Origin of the sequence: Clostridium sp. AM54-37XD, assembly GCF_003478225.1 — a bacterium.
Lineage (GTDB): Bacteria > Bacillota > Clostridia > Lachnospirales > Lachnospiraceae > Coprococcus > Coprococcus ammoniilyticus.
Genome location: NZ_QUEV01000004.1, coordinates 71,532 through 85,736 on the forward strand (window position 1 = coordinate 71,532; position 14,205 = coordinate 85,736).

A 14,205-nucleotide genomic window follows, 5' to 3' on the forward strand; every position below is an offset into this window, starting at 1 on the left:
ACAATTTTTTTCATCTCTTAATTTTATCACATAGGTTTATCTTTTACAACAGCCTTATGGATCAGGATCGCAATTATACCAACTAAAAGTCCAGCGATAAGGCCGCCTACATGCGCTGCATTATCAATTCCATCTGAAACATATCCATTTAATATTGTGAGCACGGATAAAAACAAAAGATCTTTTAACGAAATTCCTGAAATATGTCCTTTATTAAAAAATGCAAATACGATCAGCACTCCCATCAATCCACAGATTGCCCCGGATGCGCCACCTGCATATGTATAATAATTTCCCAGATAACAGCTGATCAACGAACAAATTGAAGCGGTGATCCCGCAAAACAAATATGAAATCAGAAAGCCAATCCGTCCCATCAGATTCTCAACTCTCGCTCCCAGCGCAACCAGAACAACCATGTTGCTGAATAGATGAATCAGAGAAAAATGATAAAATATGGATGTTATGATTCGATAATATTGCTTTTCTACGATTACGTCATACAAATTATCCGCAAGCAATTCCTCCAGCCAAGAATTTCCCGCTGCATCTCTTGTATATACAGATATCACAAAAATAATAACATTGATTAATATCAATATCGGTGTTATTACACCAAACGTTTTACGGATCCTTGAAAGATTCCTGCCCTTTTCCTGCAGGATCTGTTTGTCAAGCACCGGCTGCAAGCCATCAAAATCCATTGGCTGATTTTCAAACACATACAGTTTGCCATAGTCTTCACTGAACAGCCAGACATTGCTCATCTTTGAAACAATCTCATTTACAGAATCATCAAACAATCCATTCGGTGTCAGTAATATATTAAGCAGTTTGATCCTTTTATCACTGTCTGCAGACAAGTCATGTATGATCTGTCTGTTAAACTTTTGTAAGCTTTCTGCCCTCAGATCTCTGCTGCTTCCAAGCACAACAACATATATGGCATCTGTTCCCAGTCTGCCATATACGTTATTGCTTTCAGGATTCAGTTTTTTATATCCCATTTCTTCCAGATGCTCAATTATCTGTAGAACATATTGCTGCATTTTTATAATCCAAGGAACAGATTCTCTACCTTTTCAATAACCGTATCCTTCATATTGCCACGGGTCTTCTCATACTGAAGACCGGACTCCATGATTTCCAACAACTGCATACGAAGGCCGGAATCAATGTCCTTAATGTGCTTCATAAGAACATCCTTGATCTCCATAACATATTCTTTCTGACGCATTTCCTCGATCATAGGCTCATAATTAAAGGAAACCGTGTTCTTCATCTCATCCTGTTTTCTGGAACAGATCACACATTCTTCTGCTCCGCCCTCATTTACATGACCACAGTTACAGGTCCATACCAGTCCGTCTGACTTATAGTTACATACCGCATCCAGACCTTTTTTCATCTTAAGGGCTTTGAACTTTAATGGACTGAGATCCACATCGATCGGATCATCTCCGCAGGAATATACTCCACGGGAAGTTACATACTTCTGGATATATACCTTTGAGCTTGAAATGATCTTTATGTACTTATCCGGAAGCTTACATTCAATATAATCAGACTTCAGAAGCGACTGACCTGTTTTATCAAATACGAAATCAACTCCGGTCAATGTGATCTCATCACCATAAATATTTGTAAATTTAATATCTGCCTTGATTGCTTTGATATCTTCCATATTGTAATTATTAAACCATGCTGATATTCTGGTTCCTTTTCCTTCTGAAGCAAGAACGATCTTTACAGCTCTTGGAACAAGCTTGTCATAATAGTTATTAACATATAACTCTTTTCTGACAAATACACTCTTCTCAAATTCGGACTGATATTCTTTCTTGATAGAAACCAATGTACCCGCAGCAACAACAGATGTAATATTAGATGAGTAATCTACTACATTTGTATGGAAACCTACAACTGCATTGTACTTGGTCTTGCCAGCCATCTCCTTGAATGACTTGATTGCTTCATTCATTGCTCCATCCAGCTTCTCCTGATATATGCTGCTTCGATCTGTAGCAATATCTGCAATTGATGAACCAATCTCCTTCAGAAAGTTTGAACTTAAAATTGTCTGCACAAATCTATATGGACCATATTCTGAGATCTCATATCCTTCAAAACTTGTGCCAGATGTAATCATAATATCTTCCATGTGTAACGCACCTCCAAAAATATATGAAAATTGTACCACAAGTTTTTAGAATAGACAAATACTTTTTGTGAATTTTATCTTAAAATACCATCTTTTTTTAGTAATTTTATTCAAATAACTACAAATATCCGTTAAATCGCGATTGGAATATTTTTCACCTGAGGTCCGGTCTTATAATCTTCGATTGTAAAATCATCTACTGTGAACTCATAAAAATCCTTTACATCCGGATTCATTTTAAATTTCGGTGCAGGATAGGTTTCTCTCTCGATCAGTTCCTTCACGATCGGAATATGGCGGTCATAAATATGTGCGTCTGCGATCACATGAACCAGTTCACCCGGTTTGAAGCCTGTCACCTGCGCGATCATATGAACCAGCACTGCATACTGGACCACATTCCAGTTATTTGCTGCAAGTACGTCCTGTGAACGCTGATTCAATATAGCATTCAGGCGGTCTCCGGTCACATTAAAGGTCATACTGTATGCACATGGATACAGATTCATTTCGTGAAGATCCTGATGCACATACATATTGGTTATCATACGTCTGCTATATGGATTATGTTTCAGGTCATAGATCAGACGATCCACCTGATCCATCATACCCTCTTTATACTGATGTTTTACTCTCATCTGATAACCATATGCTTTTCCGATCGAGCCATCTTCATCTGCCCAGCTATCCCAGATATGGCTCTTCAGATCATGGATATTATTTGATTTTTTCTGCCAGATCCAGAGCAGTTCATCAATAGCAGATTTCACATACGTCTTGCGAAGTGTGATCGCCGGAAATTCTTTTGAAAGATCATACCGGTTCACAACACCAAACTGTTTGATCGTATAGGCACTGGTTCCATCCTCCCATTTTGGACGAACCTTTTCCCCTTCTGTACTGTATCCGTTCTCTATGATCGAACGGCACATTGAAATAAATATATCATCTGCACGGCTCATTTTTATACCTCCATTTTTATCTTCTGAACTTTTGTAATTGTACCGTATCAATATTAAAAACGCAACTTTTTATCCCGAAACATGCAAGTTATTACATCAAACCATACAAGTTATTACATCAACGCTCCTGCAGCCACCTTTTCTGTTATGATTGAAAAAAACAAATGAAAGGAATCCAATATGAAAAAAGAAAACAATCCACTTCCTGACTTATTAAAGTATTTCCGCAAGAAGAAACATCTGACTCAGGAACAGGTCGCAAAACAGTTGTCTGTATCCCGTGCCAGCTATGCCAGTTACGAAACCGGAAGGATCATCCCCGGCATGCAGCATATCATGGAATTGTCCCGGATATTAGAGCACGACTTTCTGTTTGCCTATACTCTGGCTGTCCAGAATGCTCCGGCCGGTGCAATGCCGGAAGCAGTTTATGAAGAAAATCCATACCTTGCCGTTCCGGCTCTGCCCACAGATGCACAGAGCAATGAACGATCTGCAAAAATCGCCTGTCTGCCATCCATCGATCAAAAGCTGATCGACACTTATATAGATCTGCGTATTTCAGACAGTAAAACTACAAATGAAAGGAACTTCTAATATGACAACGAAAACAAATATAGGAAGTGCTCTTACCGCACTCAGAACCGGAAACCATCTTACCATTCAGGAAGCAGCAAAGCATCTGAAACTCACACCCTCCTCCTATTCCAATTATGAACATGGCCGCAGTTATCCGGATATCCGGCTGATCTTCCGCACAGCCGTATACTATCATATCAATATTGAATTTCTGATCTTTCTCGTCTGCATTGATCTTGCTTCTTTCGAAAATCTAAAAAACGAAGAATTGTTCCGTCTGTTTACCTACGGGCACACCTTTTCCTGGGACTTTTTTGAATTGTTTGAACGATATAACTCCCTTTCCGATGTCTACAAACATGCTGCTTCTACTTTTTTAGAAGCAGCATCTATCTGCAATCAGCAGATATAGAAGCAACAAAAATGCAGCAATCAGTTTCCCGGGCTATGCCTGCCTGACTGCTGCATTTATCGTATTCATTACTTTTTTCTTATCTGCGCTCCAAAGCGGTGCGATCAATAGTTTCTTTGGTCCGTCTCCGGTCAGACGGTGGATCACCATATCCGGCGGCAGTACCTTCAGACACGAAACAACACATTCTGTATAATCTTCCAGCGATAAAACAGAACATTCTCCATTCTGATACAATTCAGCAAGGTTGGTTCCTTTAAGGACATGAAGCAGTTGCAGCTTTATGCCCTGTGCACCGCTCTTTCCTATATACTCTGCTGTTTCGATCATATCTCTCTGCGTCTCTCCCGGAAGTCCCAGTATCATATGTACGATCACATGTACACCAAGATCCCTGAGTTTTTTTACCGCCTCGTCATATACCGAAATGGGATATCCGCGATTGATAAACTTTGCCGTTTCCTCATGTATCGTCTGAAGTCCGAGTTCTACCCACACCGGCTTAATCCTCTGTATATCACGCAGCATATCGATCACCTGATTTCCCAGGCAATCCGGTCTGGTTGCAATTGAAATAACCGCAATGTCTGACCGCATCGCTGCCTTTCTATAAATATCCCGCAAACGGTCGATATCACCATATGTATTCGTAAATGACTGAAAATATGCAATATAATGTTTACCTTTGAACTTCGAAGCAACCAGCTGTTTTGCCTGTTCAATCTGTCGATCTATGTCCATATCCGCTTTTGGACTGAAATCACCCGATCCTAGACTACTGCAAAAAATACAACCGCCAATTCCTGCCGTTCCATCCCGGTTCGGGCAGGTGGTTCCGGCATTTAATGACAGCTTGTATAATTTCTCCCCGAAGGTATCCTTTATATATTGATTCGCAGTATATATATTCATCTTACATATTCCTTATACATTGATCCACCATGTACATCTGCATAGTGCATATCTTTCATATCAAACCGATTCATAAGCCCATCCAACTTCCTTATCAGTCAGGCAGCAGCTCTACCGTTTAAAAAAATTCGAGCAGCTTCTCCGGCTTATGGATGATCTGGGTAGCACCATGTTCTAACAGGAATTCTTCATCACGAAAGCCCCAGGTAACAGAGATACATTCCAGTCCGCTGTTCTTTGCGGTCATGATATCCACATCTGAATCTCCAACATAGACTGTGCCTTCCCGTCCAATCTGCATTTCCTTCATTGCTTCGATGCAGTGTCCGGTGCCGGTTTCTTTGCTACATTTGCAGACTCCCCAATTGCAGTATAAATATACTCTCCAAAAAACTGATCCCGCAGTCCCTTTACTGCAGCATCAAATTTGTTCGATACGATCCCTGCCGGTATTCCTTTTTCTTTTAACACCTTAAGCACATCGATAACTCCCTCGTAAGGACCTGTCTTATTCAACATATTCTTTGAATAATGTTTCTTGAATATCGCAAGTGCTTTTAATGTATCATCTTCTGAAGTTCCCGTCGGAACTGCACGCTCCATCAGCTTTTCTACACCATTTCCTACAAAACGGCGGACCTCATCGATTGTCCGTTCCGGGTAATTCATCTGACGAAGTGCATAATTTGTACTGTCCGCCAGATCCTCTAATGTATTTAAAAGTGTTCCATCCAAATCAAATATAACTGCCTGATATTTCTTCATTGTACATCTGCCTTTCTGTCTTTGTTCTATTCCGGCTGATCGAGTTCCTGTACAGCCCGAACCAGTGCCGGAACAATCTGTTTCTTTCTGGATACCACGCCCTCCAAGTATGCATAATGATCTACAAATTTCGTCTGGAATGCACGGGAACAGATCTCCTCTGCCTCATCTCCAAATGCCAGCATTCCGGAACTATCGTCTAAGATGCTTGTCATTACAAACAAAAATACATCACAGCCGTTTTCTGTATAATCGGTCAGATACTCGTACATACTCTTCTGTATCTGTTCAATCTCTCTGGTATTGATCGATGTGATCTGTCCGATCGCAAAGGTACGTCCGTCAATCTCAAATTTCTTATAATCCTGATGCAGAATCTCATCAATCGTCTTTCCCTTCAGATTACTTCCGGCATCGAACATTTCCATTGCAAAATCATTCACATTTATCTCTGCAAGCTGTGCAAGTGCATATGCTGCATTCTTATCCTCGCAGGTGCAGGTCGGCGATTTAAACAGCAGCGTATCTGATAAAATAGCCGCACACATCAATCCCGCAATCTTCTTATCCGGTATAATATTCTGTTCTCTGTACATCTGATATATGATCGTAGATGTACAGCCAACCGGCTGATTTCTGAAATAAACCGGTGCAAGTGTTTCTACATTTGCAATTCTGTGATGATCGATGATCTCCCGAATCTCTGCCTTGTCGATATTATCAACCGACTGAGTACGCTCGTTATGATCGACCAGAATTACCTGTTTCTTTCTCGCATTGATGTAATTACGTCTGGAAACCAGTCCCAGATAATTCCCGCTCTTGTCTACGACAGGGAAATAACGGACTCTCGTCTTCGACATTACGCTTTTGATCGTTTCAACCGAATCATCCTCATTAAATGTCATGATATTATCACGAACCATAAAGAATCTTACCGGTATACTTTGACCGATCAGTCTGGCCACCTTATAGGTATCATTCTGTGATATGATGATCGAACAGCCCTTAAATGCTGCAAGTTTTACTACATCATCATCTACCTTATCCACCAGACAAAGGATCAACATACCTGCTCCCTTTTCAATTGCCATCAGCTGGGATTCCTTCCGGTCACTTAAGATAACAAGGTCACCCGGTTTTATAAAATGCTCCATCAACTCCACATGAGCCGCTCCAATGATAACTTTTCCATTTGTGATATAGCTGTGTGGATTTCCACAAACCATCTCACCATCGATCGTTTCAATAATATGACGGCATCTGGTTCTCGCTTTATACAGAATGTCGTCCTCCGAATTCAACATATAAGCTTCTGCAATATCTCCGACAGTTAATATTCCACGAATCTTTCCATTCTCCACAACCGGCAACGTCGTTGCATCATTCTTCTGCATGATCTCAAATGCTTTCTTCATTGTTGTATCACCCGGTACACCGGAAACGAGTCGGTAAGAAATATCACTCAATTGGGTGTCCACGTTTTTGATCAACTCCGGCACTTCCACATCAAAATAATTTAATACAAATTCTGTTTCTTTATTGATATTACCCGCTCTTTTGGGAATGTATTTATTTTCTGACTGATTCTTAAGATCTGCATACGCGATCGCTGAACAAATTGAATCCGTATCCGGATTCTTATGTCCGATCACAAATACCTCATCTCTTGGAATGTTATGCATATTCCACCTCCTATTAAGAACACAAAACAGCCTGCTGCAAAATGCAGCAGCCTGTTTTGTCAGGTTGTATCATATTATACTTATAATTCGCTGATGTCAACCAGTGATAATCGTCTGTTTGCGGATGACTCCAAACTTGTAAGCAGCGCATTCGCTGTATCAAGACTTGTAAGACAGGTAACGCCGGTTTCAACTGCATGACGTCTGATCACGAAACCATCCTTGCTTCGTTCAATACCCTGTGACGGAGTATCGATGATCAGATCGATCTCATGACTTAAGATCAGATCCAACAGATTTGGTGATGGTTCCTCTACTTTGTTGATCAGTTCAGCAGGTACTCCATTCTCATTCAGGATTCTACATGTGCTCTTTGTAGAGAAGATCTCATAACCAAGAGCCGCAAAACGTCTGCCGATTTCTACTGCATCCATCTTGTCTGCGTCCTTAACTGTAAGAATCATCTTCTTTGTCTTTGGAAGATTTACACCTGCACCAAGGAACGCCTTGTAAAGGGCTTCGTTGTAGTCCTTGGAGATACCAAGACATTCACCTGTTGATTTCATTTCCGGTCCCAGACTGATTTCAGCTCCACGGATCTTCTCAAATGAGAATACAGGCATCTTGATCGCAAAGTATTCTGCTTCCGGCTGAAGTCCCGGCTTATATCCCATATCCTTGATCTTCTCACCTGTGATAACACGGGTTGCAAGATCTACAATCGGAATACCGGTAACCTTGCTGATATATGGAACAGTACGGCTGGAACGAGGATTTACCTCAATTACATATACTTCATCATTGTATGCGATAAACTGTATATTGATCAGACCGATTACATGAAGGCTGTTTGCAAGCTTTCTTGTATAATCTTCAATTACACGTTTGATCTTTGGTGAAAGTGTCTGTGCGGGATATACAGAGATACTGTCACCGGAATGGATTCCGGCTCTCTCTACATGCTCCATGATACCAGGGATCAGGATGTCTTCTCCATCACATACGGCATCTACTTCTACTTCCTTACCCATGATATATTTATCAACCAGAACAGGATGCTCCTGAACATGTCTGTTGATGATATCCATGAATTCAATAATATCTTTATCAGAGATCGCGATCTGCATTCCCTGTCCACCTAATACATAAGAAGGTCTTACCAGAACCGGATAACCGAGTTCATTGGCTGCCTCTAAGGCTTCATCTCTGGTAAATACCGTCTTTCCGGCAGGTCTTGGAATACAACACTTCTCAAGGATCTCATCGAATAATTCTCTATCCTCAGCGGCATCTACATTCTCTGCACTTGTACCAAGGATCGGAACACCCATCTCCATCAGTGCTTCCGTCAGCTTGATCGCTGTCTGTCCGCCGAACTGAACAACCGCACCATCCGGTCTTTCCAGATCTACAATTGCCTCTACATCCTCTGCTGTCAGTGGCTCGAAATACAGCTTATTTGCAATATCAAAATCTGTACTGACTGTCTCAGGATTATTATTTACGATAATGGTCTGGTATCCCTTTCTCTCAAATGCCCATGTACTGTGTACGGAGCAGTAATCGAATTCGATACCCTGTCCGATACGAATAGGACCGGAACCAAGAACCATAACCTTCTTTACGGAATGATCTTCCTCTACTTCACTCTCACCGTCGAAGCAGGAATAATAGTATGGTGTAGATGCTTCAAACTCTGCAGCACAGGTATCAACCATCTTGAAAGATGCACGGATACCATAGCCATACCGCAGCTCTTTGATCTCTTTTGTTGTCTTTCCTGTAAGCTGTGCGATTACCTTATCCGGAAATTCTACACGCTTGATCTCCTTCATCAGTTCCTTGGAGATATCTCCCTTGGAATCACGGATCTCCTGTTCATAGTCAACCAGATTGTTGATCTTATCAATGAACCAAAGATCAATCTTTGTGATATCGTGAATTGCTTCCTGTGTAATGCCACGGCGAAGCGCCTCAGCAATAACAAAGATACGTCTGTCATCTACATGATGCAGAAGCTTTAAGATATCACTGTCAGACATATTCTTATATCTGCTGGAATGAAGACCATCTACATGCTGTTCCAGAGAACGGATTGCTTTCATCAATGCGCCCTCAAAGTTTGTGCAGATACTCATAACCTCACCGGTTGCCTTCATCTGTGTTGTCAGATCATGATCTGCCTTGATGAACTTATCAAACGGAAGTCTAGGAATCTTAACAACAACATAGTCCAGTGCAGGCTCAAAGCTTGCAAATGTCTTCTTGGTAATTGCATTCTTGATCTCATCCAGATTATAACCAAGTGCGATCTTTGCAGAAACCTTGGCGATCGGATAACCGGTTGCCTTGGATGCAAGTGCCGACGAACGGCTTACACGAGGATTTACTTCGATTACACAATATTCAAATGTAGTTGGATGTAATGCAAACTGTACGTTACAGCCACCACGGATATTTAATTCAGAAATAATATTTAATGCAGATGTACGAAGCATCTGATACTCTTTATCACCCAGTGTCTGGGATGGTGCTACTACGATAGAGTCACCGGTATGGACACCGACCGGATCCAGATTCTCCATATTACAAACTGTAATACAGGTACCATTTGCATCACGCATTACTTCGTATTCGATCTCTTTCCAGCCTGCGATACAACGCTCTACCAGAACCTGACCGACACGGCTGAGTCTCAGACCATTCATCAGAATCTCGACAAATTCTTCTTCATTCTCAGCGATACCACCGCCGCTTCCGCCGAGGGTATATGCCGGACGGAGTACAACCGGATATCCGATCTTCTTAACAAATTCGAGACCGGCTTTTACCGTTGTAACAACCTCAGATGGTGCTACAGGCTCATGGATCTTCTCCATGGTTTTCTTGAATTCCAGTCTGTCCTCTGCTTTTTTGATTGTTGAAGAAGATGTACCGATCAACATAACATCATGTTCTCTTAAGAAACCGGATTCTTCCAGTTCCATTGCGATATTTAAAGCTGCCTGACCACCCAGTGTTGGCAGAAGGCTGTCTGGTTTTTCCTTCTCGATCACTGCTTTTACAACATCGGCTGTTAATGGCTCAATGTATACCTTATCTGCGATATCCTTATCTGTCATGATCGTAGCCGGATTGGAGTTGATCAGAACAACGCAAAGGCCTTCTTCTTTTAATGAACGACAAGCCTGTGTACCGGCATAATCAAATTCTGCAGCCTGTCCGATTACGATAGGACCGGAGCCAATTACAACAACTTTTTTAATATTCGGATTCTTTGGCATTACTTAGACACCTCCATCATATTCATAAATACATCAAACAAGAAGTCTGTATCAAGAGGACCGGCACATGCTTCCGGATGGAACTGTACGGTCTGTGCATTCTTACCAAGGTAATGAACACCTTCTACTGTACCATCATTTACATTGATAAAGCTGACCTCGGCAACCTTTCTGTCAAGGCTCTCTTCTTTTACCATATATCCATGATTCTGGGTTGAAATATAAACCTTTCCGGTCTTTAAGTCTTTTACAGGATGGTTTGCACCCCTGTGACCGTATTTCATCTTTACGGTATCGCCGCCATTTGCAAGTGCAAGCAGCTGATGTCCAAGACATATTGCAAAAATAGGAATATCTGTATCGAAAAGTTTTTTCACTTCTTTGATTGTAACCTTACAATCCTTTGGATCTCCAGGTCCGTTTGTTAACATGATGCCGTCCGGTGCATCTGCGATGATCTCCTCCGCAGGTGTTTCAGCAGGATATACGGTAACCTGACAGCCTCTCTTTAATAAAGATTTGATAATATTTCTCTTAACACCGAGATCGATAACAGCTACCTTGTAGCCATCTCCCGGATAAACTTTCTTTTCTTTGCATGTAACATCAAGAACAACATGTCCCATCTCCCATGCTTTGATCCGCTTCAGACAATCTTCAAGGTCATAAGAAGCATTTGTTGTGATCATGCCCTTCATTGTACCCTGATTTCTGAGGATCTTTGTCAATGCTCTGGTATCAACTCCCTCGATACCTGTTATATTGTTATTAATAAGGAACTGGTTAATACTCTGTTCACTTCTGAAGTTACTTGGCTTCTTCGCAATCTCTCTTACAATAAATCCTGACTGCCATGGTTTATCAGCCTCCATATCTTCCAGACATACACCATAATTACCAATCAACGGATATGTCATACAAACTGCCTGCCCGGCATAGGATGGGTCTGTCAACACCTCTAAGTAACCTGTCATAGACGTATTGAAAACAATTTCGCTTATGATCTCATCGGTTGCTCCAATACTGGTGCCTTCAAATACATGTCCATCTTCAAGTATCAAAAAAGCTTTCATAATACAATTCCTTTCTTCTTTTTTCTATTTTTGCTCAAAAAAAAAGAGTGAACAGAGAATCTGTGCACACATACAAAGATCCTCATCTGCCTCTTTTTTCTAGTTTTGTCAATTCTAACACATTTGTTATTGTTAGACAACACTTTTTCATCGAAATTCGTCAACTTATTTCTGAGCAGCTTCCTGCTTCATTTTTTCTGTTGCTTCATACGCTCTTCTGCTGAACTCACAGCCGCAGAAGTTCTGCCTATATAAATTATATTTCTTTGAAAGCTCGATTGAGCGTTTATATCCGTTTTTCTTCTTAAAATCACTATGTAAAAACATTATACCATACTGCTCACCCAGCTCTTCTCCGATTTCATTGAGCCAGTCTGCATTTTTATGTGGACTGATCGACAAGGTTGTGGTGAAATAGTCATATCCATGTTCTTTTGCAAACGCGGCACTTTTATCCAGACGAAGTTTATAACAGGCATAACACCGTATCCCGCGTTCCGGCTCTTCTTCCATTCCTTTTGCCATTTCAAGAAACCGTTCGCTCTCATGCTCTTCCAGATATGGTTCCACCCCATTCTCCTGATATACTTCATGGACAAAGCGTTTCAATTCGTTCCAGCGTTTCCCGTATTCTTCATCACTTGTGATATTCGGATTATAAAAATAAGCAGTAATATCAAAATAATTGGCCAGGACTTCCAGACAATGACTGGAACAAGGGGCACAGCAGCAATGAAGTAGAAGCTTCTTCTTACTGCCGGAATCCGATATTTTCTTTAATTCTTCTTCCATCATAGTATAATAGTTTGCATTTTTCACTATTTATCTCTCCTTTTTATAAAAATAACGGAAGTTTTTCCTTTTCTTGTCTTTTTGTGCACTATTAACAGTTGACTTTGTGCTATCTATACAATATACTATATTCAAACAAACATAGGCATACTATATGATGGAGGTGTTTATCATGACAGTTGAACAGGCAATCAAAAAATATAAATTACAGCCGGTAAGTGTCAGTGTTGCTAAAGTGAGGCCAAAGAACTGAATGTGGAGGAAGTTTTGTACATGAATGTACAGAAGAATAAATACGCCTACATTGTTAAAGATGGTGCACGGGGAATCATGCTTTACTCCGACGAAAGAAGTCTTTATACCAAACTGTATAAAGGACTTAAGATGACTCCTCTTCAGCCATAATTTCGTATTTAATTTCACACCACATAAAAGAAGCTTATCATCAGAAGTCCGGATTTCAGACCGGATCTGTTATAAGCTTTTTTTAATACTCTAAATGTCGCAGCTTCTTCAGCAACAAAAAACTCTCATTTCATTTATTTAAAATAATCTGTACTCCGGTAATTCCTCTCCAAACAGAAAATGCCTGATTCCATCATCCACAAATATTATGATCAGTGAAAGAAACATCCACAGCACAGAATACGGCAGACATATCTGCCCCATTACATTATATGGCAGGTATGAATAATCCCATACTCCAACATGAAAGATCAGATTTACAATAACTCCGGTTACAAATTCAAACAAAGTTATGATTCCTGACGATAAAATCATCTGTAGCGGAATCGGCATTCTCGGGAACATCTGATTCAAACCTCCGCAGGCAATCATACACAGTCCCCCGCAGATTATCATGGAATAATGAGAATAATCTCTGGTAAATATCTCAAGAAAATAATATACCATCCCTCCGGTCAAAAACAAAGACAGATATTTAAAAAAAGTAATCTTCATCGCAAGCACCTCTTTTATAGTATCTGTCTTTCTGCTTATAAATATGTGTCCGTTCCTGACTTTCTCTATTCCCGGATTTTTCCCTTAAAAAATTGTTTTACATGTTCAATCGTCTTTACATCAAGCTCTAACAGGACTTCCTCTGTGCGGTTATTCTTATTCAGGATAAAAGAATAAACAGGATTCTCTGTGTTCTTATCCTTTGAAGTGAAATTCATCGTTTTAATACCGGAATTTGCCTGATGCTCATTATCCCTATAGATTGAATCTACAGTCGTGATCTGCTTTACTTCTCCGCCTTCAAAATGATACACCTGTTTTCTGCTGCTCTTTGCGGTAATCCTTGCAACCTCAACATCATCATTTACGAACAAATATTCAAACTCACACTCTTTTCGATTGATCGCAAGTGAAAATATAATTACACCAACAACCGCAAGCGGAAGTCCAAAGATTGCGCCTCCCGGTACAAAGAACATAAAAAATGCTCCCACCACAGTGATAATTGCTCCAAGTACGATCAATGCCATGATTCCGGCAGAAGTCTTTGTTTTCACTATATGTTCTACATATCCATCTGTTGTCATTTTATTTCTCCTTTTTGTATATACATTCTATAA

Annotated in this window: 13 protein-coding genes and 1 pseudogene; 2 read left to right on the forward strand and 12 right to left on the reverse strand. The window is 40.5% G+C overall.

Features of this window, described 5'->3' with window-relative positions:
• Window positions 1-26: 26 nt before the first annotated feature.
• The 3 genes from DXA07_RS04875 to thyA form a co-directional block, all read right to left on the reverse strand.
• Window positions 27-1,007, reverse strand: coding sequence for a rhomboid family intramembrane serine protease (locus DXA07_RS04875; protein ID WP_243013758.1), 981 nt, complete (start codon window positions 1,005-1,007; stop codon window positions 27-29).
• A 44-nt stretch (window positions 1,008-1,051) separates the two neighbouring features.
• Entirely contained in the window at window positions 1,052-2,161 is a 1,110-nt protein-coding gene (locus tag DXA07_RS04880) for a heavy metal-binding domain-containing protein (protein ID WP_117807637.1), read from the reverse strand.
• A 131-nt stretch (window positions 2,162-2,292) separates the two neighbouring features.
• The gene (gene thyA / locus DXA07_RS04885) at window positions 2,293-3,123 is read right to left on the reverse strand and encodes a thymidylate synthase (protein WP_118483666.1); all 831 of its coding nucleotides are present in this window, start codon (window positions 3,121-3,123) and stop codon (window positions 2,293-2,295) included.
• 180 nt (window positions 3,124-3,303) lie between these two features.
• Here thyA and DXA07_RS04890 point away from each other — a divergent pair, with 180 nt between their 5' ends.
• Together DXA07_RS04890 and DXA07_RS04895 are read left to right on the forward strand one after the other, a co-directional pair.
• The gene (locus tag DXA07_RS04890; protein WP_117822695.1) at window positions 3,304-3,720 is read left to right on the forward strand and encodes a helix-turn-helix transcriptional regulator; all 417 of its coding nucleotides are present in this window, start codon (window positions 3,304-3,306) and stop codon (window positions 3,718-3,720) included.
• A 1-nt stretch (window position 3,721) separates the two neighbouring features.
• A complete protein-coding gene (locus DXA07_RS04895; protein WP_021943764.1) occupies window positions 3,722-4,114 on the forward strand; it encodes a helix-turn-helix transcriptional regulator in 393 nt (130 codons plus the stop codon).
• A gap of 33 nt (window positions 4,115-4,147) precedes the next feature.
• Here DXA07_RS04895 and DXA07_RS04900 read toward each other — a convergent pair whose 3' ends face one another.
• From DXA07_RS04900 to DXA07_RS04940, 9 genes and pseudogenes are all read right to left on the reverse strand, one after another.
• On the reverse strand, window positions 4,148-5,026 hold the full coding sequence (locus DXA07_RS04900; RefSeq protein WP_021943763.1) for a TIGR01212 family radical SAM protein: 879 nt from the start codon (window positions 5,024-5,026) through the stop codon (window positions 4,148-4,150).
• Window positions 5,027-5,144: 118 nt separating this feature from the next.
• Window positions 5,145-5,327 (reverse strand): HAD hydrolase-like protein, encoded by a 183-nt coding sequence (locus DXA07_RS13965; protein ID WP_348980747.1) that lies wholly within the window; start codon window positions 5,325-5,327, stop codon window positions 5,145-5,147.
• A pseudogene (locus tag DXA07_RS04905) lies at window positions 5,270-5,791 on the reverse strand (HAD hydrolase-like protein). The gene DXA07_RS13965 and the pseudogene DXA07_RS04905 overlap by 58 nt, the downstream one beginning before the upstream one ends.
• A gap of 26 nt (window positions 5,792-5,817) precedes the next feature.
• Window positions 5,818-7,476 (reverse strand): putative manganese-dependent inorganic diphosphatase, encoded by a 1,659-nt coding sequence (locus tag DXA07_RS04910; RefSeq protein WP_117807641.1) that lies wholly within the window; start codon window positions 7,474-7,476, stop codon window positions 5,818-5,820.
• An 80-nt stretch (window positions 7,477-7,556) separates the two neighbouring features.
• The gene (carB, locus tag DXA07_RS04915; protein WP_117784906.1) at window positions 7,557-10,760 is read right to left on the reverse strand and encodes a carbamoyl-phosphate synthase large subunit; all 3,204 of its coding nucleotides are present in this window, start codon (window positions 10,758-10,760) and stop codon (window positions 7,557-7,559) included.
• Window positions 10,760-11,833 carry a carbamoyl phosphate synthase small subunit gene (locus DXA07_RS04920; protein WP_117807642.1) on the reverse strand — a complete coding sequence of 358 codons (1,074 nt, stop codon included), beginning with the start codon at window positions 11,831-11,833 and terminating at the stop codon, window positions 10,760-10,762. Before DXA07_RS04920 ends, carB begins: the two co-directional genes overlap by 1 nt.
• A gap of 165 nt (window positions 11,834-11,998) precedes the next feature.
• Window positions 11,999-12,652, reverse strand: coding sequence for an epoxyqueuosine reductase QueH (locus DXA07_RS04925; protein ID WP_347465383.1), 654 nt, complete (start codon window positions 12,650-12,652; stop codon window positions 11,999-12,001).
• Between the two features lie 516 nt (window positions 12,653-13,168).
• Window positions 13,169-13,585: a hypothetical protein gene (locus DXA07_RS04935; RefSeq protein WP_021943756.1), complete on the reverse strand. Its 417-nt coding sequence runs from the start codon at window positions 13,583-13,585 to the stop codon at window positions 13,169-13,171.
• 65 nt (window positions 13,586-13,650) lie between these two features.
• Entirely contained in the window at window positions 13,651-14,172 is a 522-nt protein-coding gene (locus DXA07_RS04940; protein WP_118483668.1) for a DUF6106 family protein, read from the reverse strand.
• Between the last annotated feature and the right edge of the window lie 33 nt (window positions 14,173-14,205).

Excerpts from the sequence above, each read along its gene's own strand:
- DXA07_RS04875 (WP_243013758.1), bottom strand. The coding sequence starts at position 1,007 with ATGGGATATAAAAAACTGAATCCTGAAAGCAATAACGTATATGGCAGA.
- DXA07_RS04880 (WP_117807637.1), bottom strand. The coding sequence starts at position 2,161 with ATGGAAGATATTATGATTACATCTGGCACAAGTTTTGAAGGATATGAG.
- thyA (WP_118483666.1), bottom strand. The coding sequence starts at position 3,123 with ATGAGCCGTGCAGATGATATATTTATTTCAATGTGCCGTTCGATCATA.
- DXA07_RS04890 (WP_117822695.1), top strand. The coding sequence starts at position 3,304 with ATGAAAAAAGAAAACAATCCACTTCCTGACTTATTAAAGTATTTCCGC.
- DXA07_RS04895 (WP_021943764.1), top strand. The coding sequence starts at position 3,722 with ATGACAACGAAAACAAATATAGGAAGTGCTCTTACCGCACTCAGAACC.
- DXA07_RS04900 (WP_021943763.1), bottom strand. The coding sequence starts at position 5,026 with ATGAATATATATACTGCGAATCAATATATAAAGGATACCTTCGGGGAG.
- DXA07_RS13965 (WP_348980747.1), bottom strand. The coding sequence starts at position 5,327 with ATGCAGATTGGACGGGAAGGCACAGTCTATGTTGGAGATTCAGATGTG.
- DXA07_RS04910 (WP_117807641.1), bottom strand. The coding sequence starts at position 7,476 with ATGCATAACATTCCAAGAGATGAGGTATTTGTGATCGGACATAAGAAT.
- carB (WP_117784906.1), bottom strand. The coding sequence starts at position 10,760 with ATGCCAAAGAATCCGAATATTAAAAAAGTTGTTGTAATTGGCTCCGGT.
- DXA07_RS04920 (WP_117807642.1), bottom strand. The coding sequence starts at position 11,833 with ATGAAAGCTTTTTTGATACTTGAAGATGGACATGTATTTGAAGGCACC.
- DXA07_RS04935 (WP_021943756.1), bottom strand. The coding sequence starts at position 13,585 with ATGAAGATTACTTTTTTTAAATATCTGTCTTTGTTTTTGACCGGAGGG.
- DXA07_RS04940 (WP_118483668.1), bottom strand. The coding sequence starts at position 14,172 with ATGACAACAGATGGATATGTAGAACATATAGTGAAAACAAAGACTTCT.